General features: G+C 70.2%; 19 protein-coding genes and 1 pseudogene. 2 read left to right on the top strand and 18 right to left on the bottom strand.

The features are described from left to right. The 3 genes and pseudogenes from ACWDOP_RS23805 to ACWDOP_RS23795 form a co-directional block, all read right to left on the bottom strand. Positions 1–695 (bottom strand): annotated as a pseudogene (locus ACWDOP_RS23805) (YfcC family protein); the annotation flags it as partial. Further along, positions 692–2,041 (bottom strand): M20/M25/M40 family metallo-hydrolase, encoded by a 1,350-nt coding sequence (locus tag ACWDOP_RS23800; protein ID WP_456346833.1) that lies wholly within the window; start codon positions 2,039–2,041, stop codon positions 692–694. The gene ACWDOP_RS23800 and the pseudogene ACWDOP_RS23805, both read right to left, overlap by 4 nt. A 137-nt stretch (positions 2,042–2,178) precedes the next feature. Beyond that, positions 2,179–3,432, bottom strand: coding sequence for an ROK family transcriptional regulator (locus ACWDOP_RS23795; RefSeq protein ID WP_456346832.1), 1,254 nt, complete (start codon positions 3,430–3,432; stop codon positions 2,179–2,181). Between the two features lie 262 nt (positions 3,433–3,694). Between ACWDOP_RS23795 and ACWDOP_RS23790 the strand changes: the two genes are divergently transcribed. Both ACWDOP_RS23790 and ACWDOP_RS23785 read left to right on the top strand, forming a co-directional pair. Then, positions 3,695–5,233, top strand: a complete 1,539-nt coding sequence (locus tag ACWDOP_RS23790; protein ID WP_456346831.1) for a carboxylesterase/lipase family protein — start codon at positions 3,695–3,697, stop codon at positions 5,231–5,233. A gap of 122 nt (positions 5,234–5,355) precedes the next feature. Beyond that, positions 5,356–6,060 carry a hypothetical protein gene (locus tag ACWDOP_RS23785; protein WP_456346830.1) on the top strand — a complete coding sequence of 235 codons (705 nt, stop codon included), beginning with the start codon at positions 5,356–5,358 and terminating at the stop codon, positions 6,058–6,060. Positions 6,061–6,235: 175 nt separating this feature from the next. Here ACWDOP_RS23785 and ACWDOP_RS23780 read toward each other — a convergent pair whose 3' ends face one another. From ACWDOP_RS23780 to ACWDOP_RS23710, 15 genes are all read right to left on the bottom strand, one after another. Next, on the bottom strand, positions 6,236–7,294 hold the full coding sequence (locus ACWDOP_RS23780; protein ID WP_456346829.1) for an aminotransferase class V-fold PLP-dependent enzyme: 1,059 nt from the start codon (positions 7,292–7,294) through the stop codon (positions 6,236–6,238). A gap of 160 nt (positions 7,295–7,454) precedes the next feature. Continuing rightward, a complete protein-coding gene (locus ACWDOP_RS23775) occupies positions 7,455–8,957 on the bottom strand; it encodes a flavin-containing monooxygenase (protein ID WP_456346828.1) in 1,503 nt (500 codons plus the stop codon). A 155-nt stretch (positions 8,958–9,112) separates the two neighbouring features. Then, a complete protein-coding gene (locus ACWDOP_RS23770) occupies positions 9,113–10,120 on the bottom strand; it encodes an AurF N-oxygenase family protein (protein WP_456346827.1) in 1,008 nt (335 codons plus the stop codon). An 86-nt stretch (positions 10,121–10,206) separates the two neighbouring features. Then, entirely contained in the window at positions 10,207–11,598 is a 1,392-nt protein-coding gene (locus ACWDOP_RS23765) for a hypothetical protein (protein ID WP_456346826.1), read from the bottom strand. A 14-nt stretch (positions 11,599–11,612) separates the two neighbouring features. Further along, complete coding sequence (locus ACWDOP_RS23760; protein WP_456346825.1) at positions 11,613–12,440, bottom strand: ABC transporter permease; 828 nt, start codon at positions 12,438–12,440, stop codon at positions 11,613–11,615. Next, complete coding sequence (locus ACWDOP_RS23755) at positions 12,437–13,396, bottom strand: ATP-binding cassette domain-containing protein (RefSeq protein ID WP_454205393.1); 960 nt, start codon at positions 13,394–13,396, stop codon at positions 12,437–12,439. The genes ACWDOP_RS23760 and ACWDOP_RS23755 overlap by 4 nt, the downstream gene beginning before the upstream one ends. Next, positions 13,393–14,850, bottom strand: a complete 1,458-nt coding sequence (locus ACWDOP_RS23750; protein WP_456346824.1) for a glycosyltransferase — start codon at positions 14,848–14,850, stop codon at positions 13,393–13,395. Before ACWDOP_RS23750 ends, ACWDOP_RS23755 begins: the two co-directional genes overlap by 4 nt. A gap of 3 nt (positions 14,851–14,853) precedes the next feature. Next, positions 14,854–16,497, bottom strand: coding sequence for a condensation domain-containing protein (locus ACWDOP_RS23745; RefSeq protein WP_456346823.1), 1,644 nt, complete (start codon positions 16,495–16,497; stop codon positions 14,854–14,856). A 98-nt stretch (positions 16,498–16,595) separates the two neighbouring features. Continuing rightward, the gene (locus ACWDOP_RS23740) at positions 16,596–16,721 is read right to left on the bottom strand and encodes a hypothetical protein (protein WP_456346822.1); all 126 of its coding nucleotides are present in this window, start codon (positions 16,719–16,721) and stop codon (positions 16,596–16,598) included. Between the two features lie 332 nt (positions 16,722–17,053). Beyond that, positions 17,054–18,856, bottom strand: a complete 1,803-nt coding sequence (locus tag ACWDOP_RS23735) for an AMP-dependent synthetase/ligase (RefSeq protein ID WP_456346821.1) — start codon at positions 18,854–18,856, stop codon at positions 17,054–17,056. Between the two features lie 192 nt (positions 18,857–19,048). Then, positions 19,049–19,561 carry a MarR family winged helix-turn-helix transcriptional regulator gene (locus tag ACWDOP_RS23730; RefSeq protein WP_454205398.1) on the bottom strand — a complete coding sequence of 171 codons (513 nt, stop codon included), beginning with the start codon at positions 19,559–19,561 and terminating at the stop codon, positions 19,049–19,051. Beyond that, positions 19,561–20,559 carry a pyridoxal phosphate-dependent aminotransferase gene (locus tag ACWDOP_RS23725; protein ID WP_456346820.1) on the bottom strand — a complete coding sequence of 333 codons (999 nt, stop codon included), beginning with the start codon at positions 20,557–20,559 and terminating at the stop codon, positions 19,561–19,563. The genes ACWDOP_RS23730 and ACWDOP_RS23725 overlap by 1 nt, the downstream gene beginning before the upstream one ends. Positions 20,560–20,567: 8 nt before the next feature. Further along, positions 20,568–21,584: a 3-oxoacyl-ACP synthase III family protein gene (locus tag ACWDOP_RS23720; protein WP_456346819.1), complete on the bottom strand. Its 1,017-nt coding sequence runs from the start codon at positions 21,582–21,584 to the stop codon at positions 20,568–20,570. A gap of 2 nt (positions 21,585–21,586) precedes the next feature. Further along, entirely contained in the window at positions 21,587–22,240 is a 654-nt protein-coding gene (locus ACWDOP_RS23715) for an SRPBCC family protein (RefSeq protein WP_456346818.1), read from the bottom strand. After that, positions 22,237–23,916 carry a thiamine pyrophosphate-binding protein gene (locus ACWDOP_RS23710; RefSeq protein WP_456346817.1) on the bottom strand — a complete coding sequence of 560 codons (1,680 nt, stop codon included), beginning with the start codon at positions 23,914–23,916 and terminating at the stop codon, positions 22,237–22,239. Before ACWDOP_RS23710 ends, ACWDOP_RS23715 begins: the two co-directional genes overlap by 4 nt. Positions 23,917–24,346 lie beyond the last annotated feature (430 nt).

Genomic DNA, 24,346 nt, shown 5'->3' with positions numbered 1-24,346 from the left:
AGCATGGCCAGCCGCAGCACGATGCCGTCCCCGATGGGCACATCGGCCGCCGAGGACGCGGTGCCGGTGGCGAAGGGGTTCACCGTCGAACACAGCACGCCCACACCGGCGCCCGCGATGATCGCGCCGACCGCGGTCATGCGGTCGTAGCCCAGGGCCAGGGTGAGCGGCACCAGTAGCGCGTAGAAGCCGAGGGTCTCCTCCGCGAAGCCTTCCACCGTGCCCGCGATGGCGAAGATGACCATGATGCCGACGATCAGCAGGAAAGATCGATCGCGCAGTTTGTATGCGAGCCTGCCGATTCCGCTGTCGAGCGCGCCGGTGGCGAAGGCGACGGTGATGAACGCGCCCACCGCCAGCACGAACAGGAATACCGCCGCCGCACCGTACAGCGCGCCGCTGGCATCGGGCGCGACCTGACCGTTGTCGGGATTCTGAATGCCGTAGAGCCCGTTCACCGGCGCCAGGAACAGATCCCGGACGCGCTCGCCGAAGCTCTTGGTCGCCTCGATGCGGTGATAGGACCCGGCGATGGTCTTGCCGTCCTTGTCCACCTGGTACGCGCCCGGCGGAATGACGAAGGCCGCCAGCCATACCGCGACCATCACCCCGGCGAGAATGGTGTAGGTCGAGGGGAAGGATCGTTTCTTCTTGTGCGAGGCCGGTTTCGGGTCCACGACCGCGGTATCGCTCATTTGCGCATCCTGTTCGCGAAGAGCTGGAAGAATTCGGCTTCGGCCAGTGCCACGTTGCCCAGTTCGCTGAGCAGGACGCGCTCGTTGAAGCCGTGCATGTTGCAGCGGGAGTCCTCGGCTCCGATCATGATGACCTCGGAGTTCGGATTGGCGGCCGCCATGGAATTGGTGAGCGGGATGGAACCGCCCATGGCCGAGTCCACGACATCGGTATTCCATGCCTTGCCCATGGCTTCACGCATGGCGGCGTAGGCGGGGCCCGTTGTGCCCGCCGCGAATCCGGCGCCGACGTCGCCACCGGTGACCCGCAGTTCGATGCCGAAGGGCTTGACCTTCGACAGGTGCTCGATCACCGCTCGCTGCCCCTCGGCGGGATCCTGTTCGGGATGCACCCGCACGTTGAGGTAGGCCCGCGCGTACGGAATCACCGCGGAGGCAGCGGTTTTCACCGGCGGCGCGTCCAGGCCGATGACGGTGATGGCCGGACCGTACCAGATGCGCTCGCCGATGGGGCCGGTGCCGAGCAGTGGCATTCCGGGTTCCATGCCGGTGACCTCGGCGAATTCCTCGTCGGTGTAATTCGCGCCGGTCCAGGTGTCGCGGCGCAGCCCCGGAACGGCCACATTGCCGTCGGCGTCGTGCAGGGTGGCCAGGGCGTGGGTCAGCGCGAGCAGCGCGTCGGGCGCGGCGCCGCCGAATTGGCCCGAATGCACCGGGGCCGCGAGGGTGCGCACTTCGACGAAGACGTCCGCGACCCCGCGCAGGGCGGTGACCAGGGTCGGGGTGCCGGCGCGAATATTGCCCGCGTCGCAGATGAGCAGGGCGTCGGCCTGGAACAGCTCGGGCTGCTCGACGGGGTAGTCATCGAAGCCGGAACCGTATTCCTCCTGGCCCTCGATGACCAGGGTGATGCCCACCGGGGGTTTGCCGCCGAATGCGCGCAGGGCGCCGATGTGGGCGACCACATTGGCCTTGCAATCGGCCGCGCCGCGGCCGTAGATCGCGCCGTCGCGCTCGGTCGGGGTGAACGGCGGTGTATTCCAGAGGCTTTCGTCGCCCGAGGGCTGCACGTCGTAGTGCGCGTACAGCAGAACCGTCGGCGCGCCGGGCGGTGCGGGGACGCGGGCGTAGATGACGGGGGAGGTCTCGGGCAGTGTCAGCACTCGAATGTCCTCGACACCGGATTTCCGCAACTCTTCAGCAATGAGGTCGTGCGCCGCCTGCACATTCGCCTTCGGATAGTCCGGAAAGGCGATGGAGGGAATCGCTACCAGCTGTTCGAGCAGCTCTTTCAGGTCGGGCATCAGATCGTTGACAGTGCTACGCAGGTCGGGGCGCAGATCCATGCGCCCATGAAACCACTACCCGATGCCGGATCAGCGAATCTACAGCCACTTTTCCCGAGAATCTCGGCGGGCCGGTTCGCGCGGCTCCGGCCGGGGATCGACCGGCTCAGCGGCGGCGTCGTCGCGCGCCGACCCGGTCAGCGCCCCGCGATAGCGGGCGGAATCGGGATGGCCGCCGGGTCGGAAAGCACTGCGCGCCGGGCGAATTCGATCGCACCGAGCAGCATGGCGTCCGCGCCGAGCCGGGCGGGAAGCACGGTCAGGTCCAGCGCCGGGGTCAGCGCGCGGCGACCCGCCAGCCGTTCCTCGATGACCGGGGTCAGCCAAGGAAACCAGCCGGCCAGGGTGCCACCGAGCACGATCTCCTCCACGTCGAGCAGCGCGTGAATTCCCACGATGGCCACACTCAGCGCTCGCGCCGCGATCTCGATCGCCGCGAGCGCCCGCAGGTCCCCGGCCGACAGCTCAGCGATCAGCCGCGAATCGGCCGCGGCCGGCCCGAGCTCGCGCAGTGCCGCGCCCAGCCCCGCCGCCGCGAGCACCGCCTCCGGGCCCGCGTACAGCACCAGGCATCCGCGCGCACCGCACACGCACACCGGACCGTCCAGCGCCACCGGCATGTGCCCCGGCTCCCCCGCCACCCCGTGACTGCCGATCTGAATTCGCCCGTCCAACACCACCCCGCCGCCGATTCCGGTGCCGGCTTCGATCAACACCAGGCTCCGCCCCCGCGAGCCCGCGTGAAACTCCGCGAAGGCGGCGGCGTTCCCATCGTTGATGACGTCGACCGCACACCCCGTGCCGATCAGCCGCTCCCCCACCAGCTCTCGCAACCGCACCGGCTGGAACCACCCGAAATCCGGTGCGAGAGCCACGGTCTGCGCCGCGTCGTCGAGCACCGGACCCGCCATGGCGATGACGACTCGAACCAGCTTCGCGGACGCGCCGGTCATGACGCGCGCCGAGTCCGGCGTAGCCGCCGAGCCCGCGGTGTCCGATGGCCCACCGGCCACCCCGGCGGGCCCGGACGCGCCGCCCGCAGCCCGACGCACGGCCTCGGCCACTGCGTCGGCCATGATCTCCGGTTCCCCGGGCGGGCAGCGATGCGCCGAATCCTCCCGCCACACCACGTTTCCCCCGAGGTCCGCGACCATCACCCGCAGTCGCTCCGCGGTGATCTGGACGGCAACGCTCAACGCCCGCAAGGGAATCAATCGCAGCGGCCGCCCCGGCCGCCCCCGCCCCCCACCGCGCAGCGCGTCGTCCTCCCCCACCAGTCCCCGCTCGATCAGGTCCGCCACCAACGCCGTCACCGATCCGTGCGCCAAACCCGTCGCCGTCGCGATCTCCGTCCGCGCGCAGGGCTCGTGCTCGGCGATGTGCCGCAGCACCCTCCCGAGGTTCGCCCGCCGCACCGCCGCGGAGTCCGCCGGCCCGCCCCCCGAACGCGCGCCCGCCGCCCGCGATGTCCCTGTCACCGCACGACCCGAATCCAGCGGGTGATGGCGGGAGCACCCAACGAAGCCCCAGACAAGCGCCGTACGAACACGCGAGGGCTGCCGGATCCGAGGGTGGGTGCGTCTTTCACACGTCGAGATTATGCTGGGCGTGATTTATTTCAAGCATTGACGTAAATAGCGACCAGAGGTTGACATGGCTGTGCAGCGAATCGGGCGGCGGACACTGTTCATCGGAGCGGGGGTGGCGGCGCTGGCCACCGCATGCGCCCGGGAGGCGGAGTCCTCCGGCGGGGCGACGGTGGTCACGACGTCGGGGCCCGTGCGGGGCGAGCGGCGGGATACGGGTGTGGCCTTCCTCGGGATCCCGTACGCGCAGCCACCGGTCGGCGACCTGCGGTTCGCGGCGCCGGCGGCGGTGACGCCGTGGGGCGAGACGCGGGACTGCACGGCGTACGGGCCCACCGCGCAACGCAAGTCGCTGACCGAGGTCACCGCCATTCCGGAGCCGAGCATCCCGGGCGACGGGGTGTTGAATCTGAACGTGTTCACGCCGAAGCCGGGCGCGGACGCCGGGCTGCCGGTGCTGGTGTGGATCCACGGGGGCGGATTCGTGGCCGGGTCGGCGGCCAGCCCCTGGTACGACGGGGCCGCGTTCAACCGGGACGGCGTGGTCGTGGTGTCGATCGGCTACCGGCTGGGCATCGAGGGCTTCCTGCACGTCGAGGGCGCACCGGACAATCGGGCGGTACTGGACTGGATCGCGGCGCTGGGCTGGGTGCGCGACAACATCGCGGCGTTCGGCGGCGATCCGGGCAGGGTCACCGTGGCCGGGCAGTCGGCCGGTGGCGGCGCGGTCTGGGCGCTCATGGCCGCTCCCGCCGCGCGCGGGCTGTTCCACGCCGGAATCTCCGCCTCGGGGGCGCTCTCGCAGCCCAATTCGCGCGCCGCCGGGCTCGCGGTGGCCGCGCTGTTCACCGCCCGCACCGGGTTGCCCGCCACCGCGGCCGCGCTGCGGGATCTCACCGACGATCAGATGCAGTCCTGCGAGGACAGGATGCGCGAGATCGGACCGGGTAGCGAGACGGTGCCGGCGCTGGCCCTCGCGCCCTTCGCCGACGGGGTCACCATCCCCCTGGACAGCGCCGAGCTCCTGAAATCCGGTGCGGCGACCAATGTTCCGCTGCTGCTCGGTTTCACCCGCGACGAGTTCAACGACATGACCCGCGATCAACCGGTCACCGCGGACACCCTGCCCGCGGCCTTCGCCGTACTGGGCCTGCCGCCCGAGCGGATCGCGGGCTTCCGCGCCGCCTACCCGGGCGATTCCGCCGCGGAACTGCTCGGCCAGGCCCAGAGCGACACCCTGCTGCGCGCACCCACCTACCGGGTCGCCGAGGACCGCGCGACTCGCAATCAGGCCACCTGGCTGTACGAATTCACCTGGGCTTCAACGGCTCCCGACTACCGGGGCAGTTCCTTCCACTGCCTGGACCTGCCCTTCGCCTTCGACTGCCTGCGCGCGCCGGGCGTCACCGCCGTCGCGGGCGACACTCCCCCGCAGGCCCTGGCCGACGCCGTGCACCGCGCCTGGGTGTCGTTCGTCACCGCGGCCGATCCGGGCGCGCACTGGCCGCGCTACACCGTCGAGCGGCGCGAGACCATGATCTGGTCCGAGTCGCCGCGCGTGCAGTCCGATCCTTTCGCCGCCCAGCGGGGGCTTTGGCTGTCCTGACCGGCGCGTCCTGCGCGACGGCACGGCTCCCGTGCGGCCCCCGCCGTTTCGAATGGCAAACTGGGGGCTACTACCAGGCAGAGAGAATTGCCCAGCACGTCGCAATGGACGGATGGTTTCGAATGCTCGGATTTCGCCGGTGGGTCGCACCCGCCGTACTGGTCGCCGCCGCCACCCTCCCCGCGACAGCTCCGGCATCGGCGGCCCCCGACGAGACCCGGGCCGCACTCGGCGGCGGTTCCGGCATCGTGCTCGGCGGTCACGCCAAGTGCAGTCTGACCACCATCGGCCGGGACAGCGCCGGCCGCCTCGTCGGCTTCACCGCCGGGCACTGCGGTGAACCGGGCGCACCGGTGGCCGGTGAGCAGTTCCCCGAGGCCGGCGCCGTCGGCCGCGTGGTCAGCTCCGACGAGACCCTGGATTACGCGGTGATCGAGTTCGATCCGGCCAAGGTCACCCCGCTGCGCTCGGTGGGCAACACCACCATCGCCGGTCTGGCCGCCGCGCCCCCGAGCGCCTGGGACGTGGTCTGCCAGAACGGCCGCACCATCGGCGAGGCGTGCGGCGTCGTGTGGTCCGCCGGCCCGGGCGGCTTCATCGAGCAGGCCTGCTCCAGTTACGGCGACTCCGGCGGCCCGCTGCTGCTCGGCGATCGCCTGGTCGGCCTGGTCTCGGGCCCGCTCATCAACGACACCCGCGCCATGCGCTTCACCTGCACCAGCGCCCTGAATCCCTTCCACACCCCGGTGGTCGCCGTCTCCTTCGATTCGGTCCGGGCCGCCGTGGACGCGACCAAGGGCGTCGGCGCGGGCTTCCAGCCGATCTGATCGCCGGCCGGAAACTCGGGGCGCGGCGGATTCGACGCCGCAGCGAGGCCACGCACCGGCCGGCAGCGTACGCCGCGACCCGGTCGGAGTCGCGGGCGACGGGACGCAGAACCCGATCCCGGAGCGTCGCGGCACAATTCCGGCACGTGTGTGCGAGATCTACCGCGCCGCATCGCTATTCGGCGAGTACGTCCAGCGCTCGATCGATATCCGCCTCGGTGTTGTACAGATGGCAGGCCAGGCGGAGGCGTCCGGCGCGGACCGCGCCCACCACTTTCGCCGCGCGCAGGCGTTCCAGCGTCGCCGCATCCGCGGGTACCGATACCACGGCCGAATCATCCACGGACAGGCCCAGTCCCGTGCGCAGCCGGTTCGCCAGCGCTACATCGTGCGCCCGGATCTCGGCGATACCGGTCGAGAGCAACAGCTCCAGGGCGGGCAGCTGGCCGATCCAGGCGGGCCACACCGGGGAGAGGTCGAAGCGGCGGGCATCGGTGGCCAGGCGCAGCGGCGCGTCGTAGACCGAATCCCAGGGATCGCCCCCGGCGTACCAGCCCGCGGCGACCGGGCGCAGGGTGTCCAGGGCTGCGTCCGTACCCGCGAGGAAGGCCGTGCCCTTCGGGCCGAGCAGCCACTTGTAGCCCACGCCCACAAGCCAATCCGCGCCGGTGTCGTGCACGGGCAGCCAGCCCGCCGCCTGACTCACGTCCAGCAGCACGCGGGCGCCGGCGGCGTGCGCGGCGGCGACCACGGTCCGGGCGTCCATGACCGCGCCGTCCGCGGACTGCACCACGGCGGCCGCGACCACATCGTCGTCCGGGCGCACCGCGGCCGCGAGTTCGGCGAATGGAGCGGTGCGTACGTGAATATCCCTGCGCGCCAGGAACGGCCAGATGACCGAGGTGAATTCCGATTCCGGCAGCAGCACGTTCGCGCCCGGCGGCAGGCTCTCGGCCACCAGGCCCACGAACTGTGAGACGTGCGCGCCGATGGCCACCCGGGCGGCGTCCACACCGAGCAGGCGTCCCAGGGCCGCGCGGCAGTTCGCGACGACGCCGTCGACGGCCACGATGTCGAACTCGCCGTGCACCCGGCGCTGTTCGGCGGCCGTCACCTCGGCCGCGACCGTGGTCGGGAGCAATCCGTAACTGGCCGCGTTGAGATAGGTCACGGTGGGCGCGAAGGCGTTTCGAACCGAGGCGGGCAGCAGATCGGGGGTGCGAGCGAGGGTCATCACCCCATGGTGCCCCGGCCGGGCGGGCCCGGAAAAGAGCCGGTGGGCCGGGAACTGGTCTGTTCCCGGCCCACCGTTATTCGACCGGTTCGACGCGGACCGGGGGGCGGTTACCGCGTCGGGGGGTCGGCGGTCGCCGCGCCGACCGGTCGAAATCTTCTCAGGCGGAGCGTGATTCGGCCGTCGCGACGGCCTTCAGCTTCGCCTCGCGGCGGAACCGCAGGATGCCGTCCTCGATGGCGCCCTTGCGGAGCATGGCGCGGTCGCGGAAGTAGTTGTTGATGACCAGCCACGGCCCGCGGGTGCCCTGGCGCGGCATGACGCCGTCACCGCGCTGGATGTAGCCCGAGGTGAGCGCACCGCCCATGAGCGAGGCCTCGGAGCGGTCGCCCTCCTCCGGCACGGCCACGACCTGCGAATAGCCTTCGGCCCGCATGTGATTGAGCAGGCGGCAGAAGTACTCGGCGGCCAGATCGGCCTTCAGGGTCCAGGAGGCGTTGGTGTAGCCCAGGATCACCATGGCGTTGGGGACATTGCTGAGCAGTGCGCCCTTGTACGCGACCAGATCCCGCGTCGCCAGCGTCTCACCGTCGACCTCGAGCTGTGCGCCGCCGAGCATCTGCACGGTCAGGCCGGTCGCACTCACGATGATGTCGGCTTCGAGCTCCTCGCCCGAACGCAGCCGGATGCCCTTCTCGGTGAAGGTCTCGATGTGATCGGTGGCGATGGAGGCCTTACCGCTGCGCAGGATGCGGAACAGGTCGCCGTTGGGCACCACGCACAGGCGCTGATCCCACGGGTTGTACGACGGGGTGAAGTGCCGCATGTCGATGTTCGGCCCGACCTGCGCACGCACCGCCGCGAGCATGAGCTTGCGCGAGAGCTTGGGGTTGGTGCGCGAGAGCTGGTAGCTGGCGCGCTGCAGCGCGATGTTGCGCGCGCGGCCGGCCCTGTAGGCCACGGCGGCGGGCACCCGGGCGAGCTTGAGGCCCACCGCGACCGGGTCGTCGGCGGGCAGCGCGGCGATGTAGGTGGGCGAACGCTGCAGCATGGTGACGTGCGCGGCGTCCTTGCTCATGGACGGAATCAAGGTGATGGCCGTCGCGCCGCTGCCGATGACCACGACCTTCTTGCCGGTGTAGTCCAGATCCTCGGGCCAGTGCTGGGGGTGCACGATCTGCCCGGTGAAGTTCTCCTGGCCGGGGAAGTGCGGCTGGTAGCCCTTGTCGTAGTCGTAGTAGCCGGTGCAGCCGACGAGGAAGTTGCTGGTGTAGGTCTCGGTCTCGCCGGTCTGCTCGTCGAAGGCCGTCACCGTCCACAGTCCCTCGGCGCTGTCGAAGCTCGCCGTGGTGACCTTGCGGCCGAAGCGGATGTTCTTCGTGACCCCGTACTCGGCGGCGGTGTCCTCGATGTACTGGCGGATGTTCGGGCCGTCGGCGAGCACCTTGGTGCCGATCCAGGGCCGGAAGCCGAAGCCGAAGGTGTACATGTCCGAGTCCGACCGGATGCCCGGGTACCGGAACAGGTCCCAGGTGCCGCCGATGGCGGTGCGCCGCTCCAGGATGAGGTAGCTGCGCCCGGTGTTCTCCCTGCTCAGGTGGCAGGCCATGCCGATACCGGACAGGCCCGCGCCGATGATCAGTACGTCGACATGCCGCGTCATTGAGGTACTCGCTTCGTCTGGTCGTCTACCCGGGCTTCGTCGTCCGAGTGCCCCCGGAATGTTACGTGTTATCCGGGGTAACGTCTACTATAGCCGTGGACCGCCGTCCGGGGTGCGGGTGACGGCGGTCCACCCGGCTCGGGAACCCCGCGGCGTCAGGCCGCGTGCGAGTGCCCCGAACGGTCCGGCTCCGAGCGGTACCGCGTGGTCGAACCACCGATGCCGAGCACCTTCCACACCGTCTTGGCGACCGGATTCATCAGCCCGATGCGCTGGGCCAGTGCTCGCACGTCACCGAAGTACCCGGCGAAGGTCTCCTTCGAGTCGGGCAGCCAGAAGAAGACCTCCCTGCGCACCCGATCCGGGATGCCGAACTCCCGGAAGAACGCGCGCGGCGGAATGATGATCGCCCGCCCGCCGATCCACATGACGATCGGGAAGGCCAGCGAGAGCACGAAGCGGGCCAGCTGATTCGCCTCGGGCACATGGTGTTCCAGGTACTCGTGGGCGAAGGAGATGTGCCTGGCCTCCTCGGCGACGTGAATCGCCATGACGCCGCGCATGATCGGGTGTATGTCCTCGCCCGCGCGCAGAATCGCCTTCTGGATGTGGTCGATCGGCTCCTCGCCCGAGAGCACCGCGATGAAGAACAGATTCGGGAACAGCGCGGCCAGGGGCGGCACGACATAGGTGAGCTGCCGCAGGATCGGGCCCATCCCGGGCACGTCGCGCCCGATACGGTTCACCATCTCCTGGAACATGAGGGTGTGGTTGCACTCCTCGATGACCTCGTGGGTGCAGTACCGGAATTCGGGCGAACCGTTGGGCAGCTTGAAGGTCTGCTGCACCATGCCGCCGATGAGCAGGGTCTCGAATTGCAGGCCGACCTTGGCGATGTTGGCCTGCCGCCACTGCCCGATCTCGATCTTGCGGGCCTCGGATTGCGCCTGGTACCAGGGATGGCGGGCGAACATGTCGCCGGAGGCGGGCAGAATCCAGCGGGGATCGCCCGGGATCACGGCGAAAGCCGAGTTGTCCCAGTCGATGTCGGCGTAGGGATCGAAGTGCTTGTCGACCGAGCCCTGCGAGAGCAGCAGGACCTTCTCGGCATAGCTCTGCGCGAGCGCGAGCACGGACTCGGCGGATGCGGGTGCTGACACCATTGTCAGGCCTCCTGGGAGTGACAGAAATTACTGTATCTTATGGTTACATCTATCTCCCGGAGACGTCAACAGCGGCCGACCGACCGTTACCGCCAGAATGTGGGATCCAGCCCCCACGCCGCGAATTCCGCTGCGACACAGTCGCGCAGCGCCGCGCGGGTCGGGAAGCGATCGGGATCCGCGCCGGTCACCGCGAGGGTGACGGTGTCGCCGTCACTGGACCAGGACAGGTTCAGGCCGACCTCGACCCGGCGGAACAGCTCGGTCGCGCCCGCGCAGACGACCGGGCGCATGAGCACCGTGCGGGCGCGCACACCGCCGATGGTCGCCACCGCGCTCCCGGTCTCGCCGAGATTGGTGCACAGGCACTCCGGCGCCTTCGCGGTCCGGGAGAAATAGCCGAGCACGAAGCGCGGCAGCATCATCTGCACCGGTTGCAGGTGTTGCAGCGCGGGCGTCGTGGCGGGATCGGCGTAGGCGCGCGCGGCCTGTTTGATGGCGGCGCGCACCCGGGACAGATCGGTGCGCTCACCGGCGCGGTACGGGACCGCGATGGGCAGGCCGGTGGTGGCGTTGCCGCGCGGATCGTCCTGCCCGCGCATCGAGTGCGGGATGTCCACCCGCACGGTGGCGCCGTCGGCGATGCGGCCGGAGCGGCCGAGCACGCCGACCCCGACGCCGATCATGAGGCCGTTCGCGGTGCCGCCGTGCGCGGCAGCGACGCTGTTCCATTCCGCGAGTGGGACTTCCACGACGACGTCGGCCGGGGTGTAGGTGTCCGGGAGCGGCAGCGCCGGTTCGGCCGGGCGTGGGTTGCGGGCGGGTTCGGTGACCGCGCGCGCGGCGAGCGCCGCGCGCACTCCCCTTGCCGCCGCGGCCAGCTGAGCCGCGGCGTCGGCGAAGTGCCTGCGGTACAGGCCGTCTCGCGGCGTCGTCCCGACCAGCCTGCCGGAGCCGCCGTCCGCCGCCGGCGCGGCGCCGAGGTCGAGCCGGTACAGCGCGTCGCCGAGGGCGTAGAGCACCGCGCCGCCGTCGGCACCCACATGGGAGGTGACCAGGGACAGCAGCATGCCGCCGGCGGCGGTGGGCGCGGTGGACAGCCGCCACACCCGGCCCGCGACGGGATCGAAATCCACCCGGGTCTGGGCGAGAAACCAGTCCAGGACGCCGTTCTCGGGCACGGGCTCGGTGTCCCGGCCCAGCGCCAGGGAGTACTCCGCGCGCACCCACCAGGGCCGGGCCAGAGGAATCGTGGTGGTGCGGACCCGGCGGGCGAGGAAACCGTGCGCCAGGTGCGCGTGCAGGCGCTCCAGGACCTCGGGGTCCACGGGCTCGTCGAAGCGCCACGCCACCTGGTTCACCAGGGCATTGCCGTACAGATCGTGCAGTTTGAGGAACAGGTCGTCATCGGCGGTGAGCCGGTTCATGGCGACCGGGACCGGCGAGGCCACGGGCGCGGGTGCGGTGGGTGCCGCCATGGGAATCCTCCTGATCAGCGATTGCGCAGCGTGCGAACGGTCAAGGGAGCGAAGACGATTGCGATGAGCAGCGCGGCGCCGATCGACCAGAGCAGATCGCTGCCGCCGGCGCCGGTGTCGGCGAGGGTGCGCACGGCGGCCACCAGGTGCGAGACCGGGTTGTAGTCCGACACGTGGCGCAGCCAGGTCGGCATGGCCGACTCGGGTACCAGGGCGTTGGAGGCGAAACTCAGGAAGGTCAGCACCAGCATGGACATGCCCTGCACCGCCGCCGGCCGGGCCACGGTGACGCCGATGAACGCGAAGATCCAGCTCATGGCGGTGGTAGCCAGCACCACCAGGAGTGCGCCGAGTATCAATCCGCCGGGATGGTCGGGGCGGTAACCCATTCCGAAGCCGACCAGCAACACCATGGCCGCGGCGATGACGTAGCGCGTCGCGCCCGCGACCAGGGCGCCGGTGACCGGTGCGGAGCGGGCGATCGGCATGGCGACGAAGCGATCGAAGACCCCGGACCGAATGTCCTCGGAGAGTTGAACACCCGTCGCCACCGACGAGGTGAGCACGATCTGCACCAGCACACCCGGAATCAGGGTGGGCAGGTAGGCGTGCATGCTGCCCGCGATGGCGGTGCCGAACACGCTGCCGAACAGCAGCGGCCCGATGATCGGCAGCAATACCGCGTCGTAGAGCAGTTGCGGGCTGTGCCGGAAGGTCAGCATGCCGCGCTGGGCCATGATGAGCGATTGCCGCAGTCCCGCACGGGGTCCCAGGTGCAGTACCGTCGGGCGGCGCTCGATGCGCCGGACCGGGCGGGCGGGTGCGGTGGTGAGGACGGTCATGAGGCGGCCCTGCTGTCTGTCGAGTGCTGGGTGAGCGCCAGGAACACCGAGTTCAGGTCCGGGCGGTCGACGGCGAAGCCGCGCAGGCGAATTCCGCTCGCGCGGCAGGCGGTGACGACATCGGCGGCGCTGTCGATGTCGCGCAGGGGCACCGAGAGGGTGGCGGGGGTGTCCCCGTGCAGCGGGGTGACCCCGATGATGCGTTCCACGGCGGCGTCGGCGAGCGGACGCTGGGCGGGGTCCACCAGGTCGATGCGCAGCATCTCCTCCCCCAGCGCGGATTTCAGCTCGCCCGCCGAGCCCTCGGCGACCACGACACCCTTGTCGATGACGGCGATGCGGTCGGCGAGCGCGTCGGCCTCCTCCAGGTACTGGGTCGTGAGCAGGATGGTCGCGCCGCGGTCGACCAGCCCGCGCACGACCGACCACATCCGTTCGCGGGTGTGCGGGTCCAGGCCGGTGGTCGGCTCGTCCAGGAAGATCAGCGGCGGCAGCGTGATCAGCGTGGCCGCCAGGTCCAGGCGGCGGCGCATACCGCCGGAGAAGGTGCCCACCCGGCGCTGGGTGGCGGCGGTGAGCTCGAACTCCTCGAGCAGTTCGTGCGCGCGCAGGGTGGCCGCGCGCCGGGTCAGGCCGAGCAGTTGACCGAAGAGCCGCAGATTCTCCAGGGCCGTGAGGTTTTCGTCGACCGCGGCGTACTGACCGGTGAGCCCGATCATGGACCGCACCGCGGTGGCCTGGCGCACCACGTCGTGGCCGAAGATCAGGGCGTGGCCGCTGTCGGGGCGCAGCAGGGTGGCGAGCATGCGGACGATGGTGGTCTTGCCCGCGCCGTTCGGGCCGAGCAGTCCGAAGACGGTGCCCGCGGTGACGTTCAGATCCACGCCCCCGACGGCGGTGAGTGATCCGAACGTCTTGCCCAGTGCCCGGGTCTCGATGGCGTACTCGGTGCTCATGAGGCACCTCCGATCCTGATCGGCGCGACCGCCGCGCCCGGCCGCGCTGCCGGAAGCGAGGGTGACGCAAGGGATTCGATGACATCGGCGGCCCGCGCGACACCGTCGTCGCGGAAGCGGGCCGCGTAGGCGGCGGCGCGCGACACCGTGCCGGGCTCGGCCGCGCGCACCAGCAGGCGTTCCAGCCGGTCGGCCGAGAGCGCGGTGAACGGCATGGTGACCCCGAGCCCGAGGGTCTCGAGCTGCCGCCCCCAGAACGGCTGATCGGCCTGCACCGCGCAGATCACCTGCGGCACACCGGCTCGCAGCGCGGCGGCGGTGGTACCCGCGCCGCCGTGATGCACGGCCACCGCGCAGCGCGGCAGCACCGCGCGGTGGTCGACCTGATCGACCACGGCGACATCGGCGGTGATGCCGGGCCGGAACGCCGCGCCGCTCAACAGCAATCGCCGGCCCTGTCGCTTGCACGCGGTGCGCACCAGCAGTTCGAGGTCACGATGGTCCCCCACCGGCATGGAACCGAATCCGACGTACACCGGCGGCGTATCGGCGGCCAGCCAAGCGTCCAGTCCGGACACGGACCTGGCGGGCTCCGTCCCGAACCTGTTTCGAGCAAGCGGGATTTCGCCTGGCGAGGACCCATCGTGCAGTCCTCGCGCGCCGCTACCCACCGACACCGGGTGCACCGATCCGGGAGTGGGGTCGTCGAGTGCCGACGCGGCAAGCCCCGATCCGCCGTCGACGGCGTCGAGCGCCGGTGGCCCGGGAACGCCCGAGCCGAGTGGCCGGCCCGGAATCACCGGAAAGCCGGTGAACGCCGCGCCGTCGAGTTCGGCGCGGAGCCCCGGGAAGAGTTCAGCGTCATAGGCCTGAATGCTGTTACGGACCAACGGTCGAACCGCACCCGGCGACCGCACAGCGGCAACCTCCGGGGCGAGGGCACGGGCGCGCAGCGCGGTGAGGGTGCGCCATCCCGCCCGGTTGATCGCGCCGGGGAGGGATGCGCCCAGAGCGGTGGGCAGCACCGGGACCGCGCGGTTGGGCTGAATGGGGAAGAAGTGCATGGCCGCCAAAGGAATACCGTGCCGCCGTGCGACTTCGGCGGCGATCTCCTCGCAGGCCATGCCGGTGACGACCAGGTCCGACCCGCTCGCCAGCGGAAGCAGATCCCCGGCCGCTTCGGCGAATCCGCGTCGTTGCAGATCCATCAGAGCCCGGAAGCGGCCCACCGGATTCCAGCCGCTCGACCGGCGATCCGAATGCTGGACGCGCAACAGCTCGGCGCTGTCCAGGCCGAACCCGACCGCGGTAATCCCCTGCCGCCCGGCGAATTCCACCAGGTTCGGCGACACCGCGAGGGTCACCTCGTGCCCCCGCGCCACGAGCTCGCGCCCGAGCAGCATGCCCGGTTGCGCGTCACCCCGGCTGCCCGCGAAGGCGAGAAGCACCCGCATGGCTCAGCCCTGCGACTGGGTCGACACGAGCCGGGGCGCGGCCGGATCCGCGACGGACTCGTACGGCCGCGGCTCGTCGGGCGCGGGCACGGCTCCCGCGACCGCGAACTCCCGCACCGCGGGCGTGAGGGCCGGGGAATCCGTTGCGGGGCAGGCGGCTTCGCGGAGTGCGTCGGGTGCGGTGGCGGCCGTCGCGACCACGGCGGCGATGCCGGACGCGGGCGATTCGGTGGCGCCGGGATGCGCCCCGACCACTCGCACCCGATCGGCCGGCGGCTGACCCGCGAATTCGCCTATGGCGCGGGTGAACTCGGCCAGGAAGCGATCCATCTCGGCGGCGGGGAAGGCGGCGGGGAAGCGGGTCGAGAAGCGCAGGCCGTCGGCGGCGCGGACCACCCAGAAGAAGACCTCGTCGCCGGAGTAGGACTCCGAGCGCAGGGTATGACCGCGCAGGGCTTCGACCAGCTGGTAGTCCGGCAGGACCCGGATGTCCAGGAAGGAGATGCCGAAGCGGGGGCGATCGGCGCAGTCCAGGAGTTCCAGTGCCCGGGTCCAGGTGGCGTCGTTGGCGACCCGGGATTTGCGCAGCGCGGTGCGGGTGGATTCCAGGGCGCCGTCGGGATCCGGGTCGGGGCCGAGGGTGATGTCGATGGGGACGACGTTCACGAACCAGCCCATGGATTCGAGCCAGCGCAGATCGGGGCGGGTGGCGATGGGCATGATGGCCCGCAGCGAGAGGTACCCGTAGGCGCGGCGGTAGGCGATGGCCAGCGCCGCGAACACCGCGACCGAGAGCCGGTGCCCGCGCGCGGTGACGGCCTCCTCAATGAGTTCGAGCTCGTTCAGCGGCAACAGCTTTCGCGACACGCTCGTCTGCGGCAGCTCCGAGGGCCGTCCGCTGCCGGGCGCGATGGCGGGCTCGAAACGCGGCAGCATGCCGCCGGAGCCGTCCAGGAATCGCTGCCACAGCCGCACCGCGTCGCACCGCGGGGTGAGCGCGGCGGCGGTGCTGCGCTCGAGTGCGGCGAAGTCGGCGGGGCTGCCGAAGGTGATCGATTCCCGGATCTGCTCGCCGTGCGTCACCTCGCGGTACAGCGTGCGCAGCTCCAGGATGACGATGGCCTGGGAGTACGCGTCCATGACCGAATGGTCGGCGGCGACCAGCACGGTGAAGTCGCCGGTGTCGGCGTGCTCGATGGTCGCGAGCAGGCAGTGCGGCCACACCAGCGGGGACAGCCGCAGCTCCAGCGCCTCGGCGAGGTAGGCGTGGATGGCGGCGGGCGCGGTGATCTCGGGCACGGCCGTGGCGGCCACGGCGACGGACTCCGGTGCGCACACCAGCCGGGCGGGCTCGTGCGCCCCGCAGTCGACGGTGGTGCGCAGGCCCTCGTGCCGGGCGTGCCACAGTCGCACGGTGGTGCGCCAGTTCTCCGCGTCGAAGGGCGCGTCGAGTTCGAAGATGGTGCCGATCCAGCGGCCCCGGCCGGGTCGCGGATCGGTGGCGTCGGTCTCGCGGCAGTACTGCGCGTGGACGCTGGTGAGCGGCCGATGATCCGGAGCCCAGCCGTGCCCCGGAAGCAATTCCGGATGCCAGAGGGTCAACTCGCCCGGTCGCAGGGCGAATTCGGATAGGTGGGTGTATTCCATAGCGACGTCCTCATCAGACAAAAGCGAATGGCGAACAGGAAGCTATTTGCCGAGACAGGTCATGCGAGGTGCGTTCATGACCCGTCCCTTTCGAACCTTCACCGGCTGAGCTGCGCGCTGATCAGCGACTTCGTGACAGCGGGTCGGAGAATTGTGGCGGCGACGCTGCCGAGAGTGGCGCCCAGATGGGCGCTCGACCAGAAGACCATTTCCATCTCGATCACGCAACGGTTCGAAACGCTAACAATTGGTTAACGGACGGTTCTCACAGCTTTCACTGTGTGCCCGGCCACTTCTTCGATGAAATTGGTCTTTCATTCACTTTCGGCTGATTCGGCGCGCGCGAGGGCACGGCCGGGTGCACAATCCCGGGCCACCGGTATCGGCGCGGGATGCACGCCGGGGCGAACCGCTCGGCGAACGGCGATGCACAGCGCTATGGAAACGCAAAAACGAAGACCCGGAACGTATTTCGTCCGGGTCTTCGCTAATTCCTACGTATTCTGTTGTGCCACTGCCGTTTCAGGAAACGAACAGCGGTTTCCGATCGCGCGGATCAGGAGTAGATCGCCGCCACCTCGGCGCTGTACTTCTCCAGCACGACATTGCGCTTGAGCGACAGCTTCGGGGTGAGTTCGCCCGTCTCCTGGGTCCAATCCGACGTCAGCACGCGAATCTTCTTGATCGCCTCCGCCTTCGAGACCTTCGTGTTCGTCTCGGCAACGGCCGCTTCGATTTCCGCGAGCAGCGCCGGGTGCGCGGCCAGCGCCTCGATGGCGGTGTCGGCCGGAATGTCGTTGCGCTGCTGCCAGCCCGGGAGGACCTCGCGGTCCAGGGTGATCAGCACGCCGATGAAGGGCTTGTTGTCACCGACGACCATGCACTGGCCGATGAGCGGATGCGCGCGCAGCGAATCCTCCATGGGCGCCGGGGAGACGTTCTTGCCCGCGGCGGTGACCAGGATTTCCTTCTTGCGGCCGGTGATGCTCAGGAAGCCCTCGGAATCGAGGGTGCCCAGGTCGCCGGTGCGGAACCAGCCGTCGACGAACGCCTCGGCCGAGGCCGCCTCGTTCTTCCAGTAACCGCCGAAGACCACCGAACCGCGCACCAGGACCTCGCCGTCCTCGGCGATCCGCACCGCGTTGCCCTCGATCGGCAGGCCGACGGTGCCCACGCGGGTCTTGCCGACCTGGTTCACGGTGACCGCGGCGCTGGTCTCGGTCAGGCCGTAGCCCTCGAACACCGGCACGCCGATGCCGCGGAAGAAGTGGCCGAGACGCGCGCCGAGCGGGCCGCCGCCGGAGACCGCGCCGTCGCACCGGCCGCCGAGGGCTGCACGAAGTTTGGCGTAGACGAGCTTGTCGAACAGCGCGTGCTTGGCGCGCAGCAGCAGGCCCGCGCCGCCGTTCTCCTGCGCCCTACTCCACTCGATGGCGGTGTCGGCCGCGGCATCGAAGATCTTGCCCTTGCCGCCGTCGTGCGCCTTCTGCTTGGCGCCGTTGTAGATCTTCTCGAACACGCGCGGCACGGCCAGCACGAAATTCGGCTTGTACGAACCGAACTGGTCGACCAGGGTGGTCCAGTCCGAGGTGTGCGCGACGGTCACCTTGGCCGAGAGCGCGCCGACGGAGATGGCGCGCGCGAACACGTGGGCCAGCGGCAGGAACATCAGGGTGGTGCGGCCCTCGGCGAGCAGGTGGTTCAGCGCCAGCTTGCCGGAGGTGGCCTCGGCCAACAGGTTCGAATGCGTGAGCATGACGCCCTTGGGGCGGCCCGTGGTGCCGGAGGTGTAGATCAGGGTCGCGGGCGACTCGGCGCGCACGGCGGCGCGGCGCTGGGTGAGGACCTCGTCCGGCACGACCTGGCCGCGCTCGACGAGCTCGGCGACCGCGCCGCCGTCGATGCGCAGGGTCTCGGTCAGGTCGGGGGTGCTGATGGGCGCGACGGTCTCGGCGTGCCGGTCGTTCTCCACGATCAGCAGCTTGGTGCCGGAGTCCTCGAGGATCCAGCGCGCCTGATCGGTCGCCGAGGAGTCGTAGATCGCGACGGTGCACCCGCCCGCGGCCCAGATCGCGTAGTCGATGAGCGTCCACTCGAAACGGGTGGCGGCCATGAGCGCGACCCGGTCGCCGGCCTGCACGCCGGAGGCGATCAGGCCCTTGGCCACCGCGCGCACCTGGGCGGCGAAATCAGCGGCGGTCACCTCGGCGTAGCCGTCGGCGGTCGGCTTGTGGAAGGCCACGAACTGCGGCGAGGTCCGCTCGAGATCATCGACGATATCGATCAGGGCGGCGTTCTCGGCGATGGTGTACGTCGCCTCGGCCGTGAATTCGCGATGCGCGATCGTGGGCGATACCACTGTTCAACTACCTCCTTCGGCGCGTCCGAACGGGCAGGTACGTGGAGCTGTCCGGAACGCGGGCACACTGCTGCTGCGGTCCAGGGATCGGACCGATTCACAATGCTGGCCAAATGCGCCGTGGATCACAATGTGCGCGTGAACACCGAGACGGGCGCGTGAATGTGCCCGGGACCAGCGGCGACCACCCGTTCAGCGACCGCGCGCCGCGCTCACCATCGCGTCGAGGCGCACGCCGAGGGCGTTGACCTGATCGCGCAGGGCCTCGATGTCCTCGAGGTCGATGCCCACCGAATCCAGGACCGTGTGGATCATGCGCTGGGCCGGGAGCTGGAGTTCGCGGCTGGCCGGTGTCGCGTGCAGCAGCACCGCCCGGCCGTCGCTCTCGCTGCGCCGGCTCTCCACCAGCCCGCGCGACTGCAGTCGCTGGACCAGCGGAGAGACCGTGCCGTAGTCGAGGTGGACGTGCTCGCCCAGTTCCTTCATGGTGATGCCCGGCCGTTCCCAGAGGGTCAGCAGTACCAGGTACTGCGGATAGGTCAGGGTCATCTGATCCAGGAAGGGGCGATAGGCGGCGGTCATGGACCGCGACGTGGAGTACAGCGCGAAGCACAGCTGTGCGCCCAGCGACAGCAGTGCGTAGTCGATCTCCTCGTCCGCTCCGGCCCGGTGCCCATCGGGTGCGGGAGACGGATTCTCTGGCATTACTGCACTGTACTGCGCACCGTGGAGAGCACCGCGTCGGTCGCCGAGCGGTCGCCGATGGTGATGCGCAGGCCGGTGGGGTAGCGCTTGACGTGGATGTCGGCGCCGGCCAGCGCGCCGACCACCCGATCGGTGTCCCGTTCCGGCAGCGTGAGATAGGAGAAGTTGGCGTAGCTGTCCGGCACGGACAGGCCGAGGTCGCGCAATCCGGCGGTGAGACGATGCCGGTGCCCGCCGATGGTGGCCACCCGCGCCTCGATCTCCGGTTCGGCCGCGTAGCAGGCCCGGACCGCGACCTCGGCGAGCGCGTTCATCCCGAAGGGCACCTGCCAGCGGGCGACGCGGGCGATGCGCTCCGGTGCGCCGATGGCGTACCCGACCCGCAGCGCCGCGAGCCCGTACGCCTTCGAAAAGGTGCGCAGCACCAGCAGATTCGGATGCCGATCCAGCAGGGTCAGCACGTCGATGCGCGCGCCGGGGCCCACGAAGTCGACGTACGCCTCGTCCAGCACGACGGTGACCGGCGCGGGGACGCGATCGAGGAAGGACTCGAATTCCCGTTGCGTGATTAGGGTTCCGGTCGGGTTGTGCGGGCTGCACAGCACCACCAGGCGCGTGCCGGGGTCGATCGCGTCGGCGATGGCCGCCAGATCCTGCCTGCCGTCGGGGGTGAGCGGCACCGCGATCGGCCGTCCGCCCGCCATGGTCGTCAGGATCGGGTAGCCGTCGAAGGTGGGCGTGGCCGTGACCACTCCCGCTCCCGCGGAACCGAATTCCTGCACGATATGCATGATCACGCCGGTCGCGCCCGCGCCGACCACGATGCGATCGGCGTCCACGCCCAGGTGTTCGGCGATCAGCCGGGGCAGGCGCCGGGGCAGGAATTCCGGGTAGCGATTGGCCGAGGCCAGTGCTCGCCCGAGCGCCTCGCGCACCGAAGCCGGTGGGCCGTAGGGATTCTCGTTGAGCTGGAGCCGGTGGCCGGTGATGGCTGCCATGGCCGGCCTCAGCGCCCGCCCCAGCGCACCGCGGCGGCGGCCGCGAAGTCGCCCGCGTGCGCGAATCCGGCGAAGACCACCAGCGCGCCCGCCGGGACCCGGCCCTCGTCCACGGCCCGATCGAACGTCACCGGAATGCCGGCGGCGAACAGGTTTCCGCACTCGTCGAAGGTGTCGGGATGGCGCTCGGCCGGAAGTTGCAGCGCGTCACGCCAATTGCGCAGGAAGGCGCGGTTGGGCTGATTGGTGACCAGCAGATCGAGGTCGGTGCTGGGGACGCCGATCCGCGCACACACCGCCTGGGCCACCTCCGGCACGATCCGGTTACCCCGCCCGAGCACCTTGGCGATCTTGGATTCGGTGAAGCCGACGTGCATCTGGCCCGGCCCCGCCTCCCAGTAGCGGCGCGGTGGATCGGCGAGCACGGTCATCTGGCCCGCGAACTCCGGCAGGTGCCTGGTCTCGATGTCCAGGATCGGCGAGTCAGCCGATTTCACCAGCAGTCCCGCGCCCGCGCCGTCGCCGGGGATGGCGGCCTGCGGCTTGCCCCGCACCTGCTCCTGGGTGAAGATCTGCCCGGCCGAATTCTGCACGGTCACGATGAGCGCGGAGCGCGCGTCGGTGCTCGCCAGCAGCTGGCGGGCCAGCTTCATCGCGTGCACGAAGGCCGCGCAGCCGCCGTTGTGCAGATCGATGAGCCATTCGGGATTGATGCCCAGCCGCGCGGCCACCTCACCGCCGTTGCCGACGATGCCGGTCTCGGGCAGCTGGGTGTGCACGATCAGAATGTCGATCTCGCGCAGCACTTCCCGGCCCCGGCGAGCCAGGATCGGGGCCACCGCGCGCTCGGCCATGTCGGCCGGGGTCTCCCCCGCCGCGACGTGCCGCCGGAACTTCGGCGCCTTGAACATGAGGTTGCCGGTCACGTCCGCCGGGTCCGCGTACTGCGCGAAATAGTCGGCGGAGACGACGTTCTCGGGGAGATACCCGGCGATGTCGATCAGGCTGATGGTGTCGGTGCTCATCGTCAGTCCATCCATTCGGGCTTGATGGGCAGGCCATTGGCGTGCCGGTGTTCGCAGATCGCCTTGAGATTGCGCAGTTCGAGCAGATGCCCGGCGGCGAAGAGATGCCAGAAGTCGCCGACCCAGACCGGGCGGCCCTCGGGGGCGGTCTCGGGATAGCCGTTCTCGTCGTAGAACGGATGTCGGCAGTTGGTCCACAGCACCACCGAACCCGGCTTGCCGAGCACCGTCCGCGCGTCGACCACCCGCATGAGGTAGATCATCCACAGGTGTTCGCCCTGGTCCCAGGCACAGTGGTAGTCGACGGTGCGGGCCTCGCGACCGGCCACGGTGCGGGTGTAGATGCGGGTGTGCGAGCCGATGCGATCGTCGGAGACCCACAGGCCGGGTTCGCCGGTGCGCTCGAATCCCCGCATGCTGTAGGTCCATTCGCCCAGGCTGCGGGTGTCGGAGAGGTAGTCGAAGACCTCGTCGGGCGGCGCGGCGATGTACTCGTTGACGGTGCAGTAGTCGCCGTAGATCTCGTCGTGCGGGTACACGGCCCTGGTCATGTCCAGCACCATCGGCATGCCCTCCTTCACGCTGAGGGTCTCGATGCGGTAGACGCCGGGCACGTCGAGATCCGGCGCGGGCGCGGCGTTGGCGATGTCGGTCATGCGGTGGGCTCCTTCAGGAAGGGGGCGAAGGGTGGGACTTCCGCCGGGTCGCAACGGAGTTCGATGAATACGGGACCGGGTTCGGCGCGCGCCTTGTCGAGGGCGTCCTCGAAATCGGCGAGGGTGTGCGCGGTCCGGGCGGGCAGGTCCGGGAACATGGCCCCCACGCCCGCGCCGATCTCGGCGGGCCGGAAGTGGTTGAAGCTGTAGTCGCCGGAGTAGTAGAGCTGTTCGCGGGTGGCGCACATGGCGTGCGCGTTGTTGTTGAAGACGATGAACGTGACCGGGACCCGGTACTCGACCGCGGTGTGCAGTTCGTGGCCGTGCATGAAATACGAACCGTCCCCGGCGATCACGACGGTGCGCCGGCCGCGCCCGAGCGCGGAGCCGATCCCCGCGCCGAAGGAGTAGCCCATACCGCCCATGCCCAGCGCGATCAGGAAGCGGCCGCCGTCGGGTACCGGCAGGTGGTGCACCACGGCCGCGCCGGTGTTCCCGGCGTCGGCCACGATGTCGGCGCCGGGCTCGAGCCGGGCTCCGATGGCGGCCACGGCGTCGCGGTAGCGCACGCCGGGCCCGTCCGAGGGTGGTACGGACAGTTCGGTGCGCGGGTTCGAATTCTGTTGCACAGCACCGATTCCAGGGCGCGAGGCGCGGGCGGCGAGTTCCCGGAGCCGCGCACGCAACGCGCCGGGCACCCGGGCGTGCACCTCGGGGAACGGGTCCTCGGCGCCGACGTGCACGAGTCGCGGGCAGGCCGCGCGCGCCGCGTCGAGCCCGGCGCGCGCGGTCGTGGGCAGTCTCGCGCCGGTCAGCACGACCAGCGCGGCCCCGGCCACCAGCGCGGGCGCGCCCGGATGCCCCATGACCCCGGTGATGCCCGCGAAGCGGGAATCACCGTTCGGGAAGGCGTCTTTGGCATCGGGGGTGAGCAGCACCGACGCGTCCAGGGCCATCGCGAGGGCGGCCAGTTCGGCGCGGGCGTCGGCGCGCGCGATCTCGGGTCCGGCGATGATCACCGCGGGCCCGGCGGCCGCCGCCAGCAGTTCGACGGCGGCGCGCATCTCCTCGGCGCTCGCGGCCGGGTCGTCATCGTTGGCCACGCTCCCGCCGATTTCCGCTCCGGCCGAACGAGGTTCCGCAGGCGCGGCTTGAATGTCCTTGGGCAGCAGCAGCGCGACCGGTCCGCCCGCGAGCGCGGTGGCGATCGCCCGATCCAGCGCCGCGTGAATGTCCTGCGGCCGCGTTACTTTCACACATGCCCGGGTCACCGCGCCGAAGATCCGCTCGGCGTCGAGCAGGCCGGGACCGCCGCTGGTGTCCTGGAACGCGCCGCGCCCCAGCTGACCGAGCGGCGGCTGCCCGACCAGCGCCAGCACCGGTACCCGCGAATCGTACGACTCCGTCAGGGCGGCAAGCAGATTCATCGCTCCCCCGCCGGAGGTGGCGGCCACGACACCGAGCCGGTTGGTGGCCCGGGCGTACCCGTCGGCCATGGTCGCGGCCCCGAACTCGTGTTTGGCGACGATGCCGGTGATGACGCCCGCCCGGGCCACGGCGTCGTAGACGTCCTCGATGTTGGCGCCGCCGACCCCGAACAGATGATCGGTGTGCGCGGCCAGCCGTTCGACGATCACGTCCGCCACGGTCGGGGAAGCCATCCTGCGATCGATCACGGAACCCCCCTTCGAATTACATTGTGGGCGATGCATCGGACACAATGTATCTCCGGACAAACCCCCGGAACAATGTGTCACAGATCACATGGTTGTTCGAAAACGTTGATGCACAAGGGATTTGGGCTACTTGCACAGGAGACGGCGCTCCCGTCGAACCCGATGTCCCCGCCGCGCATCGCCCGGCGGGGACCCCGATCCGGACGCGGCGACCGCCGGATCAGCTGGTGGGCCGCAACCGGTTCGCGATCAACTCATGTGGTTCAACGAGCCGGGCGGCGCGGGGGTTCAATCGACGTGGCGATCGCCCCGCGAGGGACATTAAAACCTGCGCCGTCTTCTGCCGATGTGCGCGAGAACAGTACGAGAGACTTTGTATTGGGCGCGTGCACACCGGCCGGGCACGGACCCGGAATCGGCCGCGCGCAGC

This window comes from Nocardia sp. NPDC003693, assembly GCF_053981095.1.
Note: the sequence above shows the minus strand (reverse complement) of the source record. Positions and strands in the feature narration are given on the sequence as shown.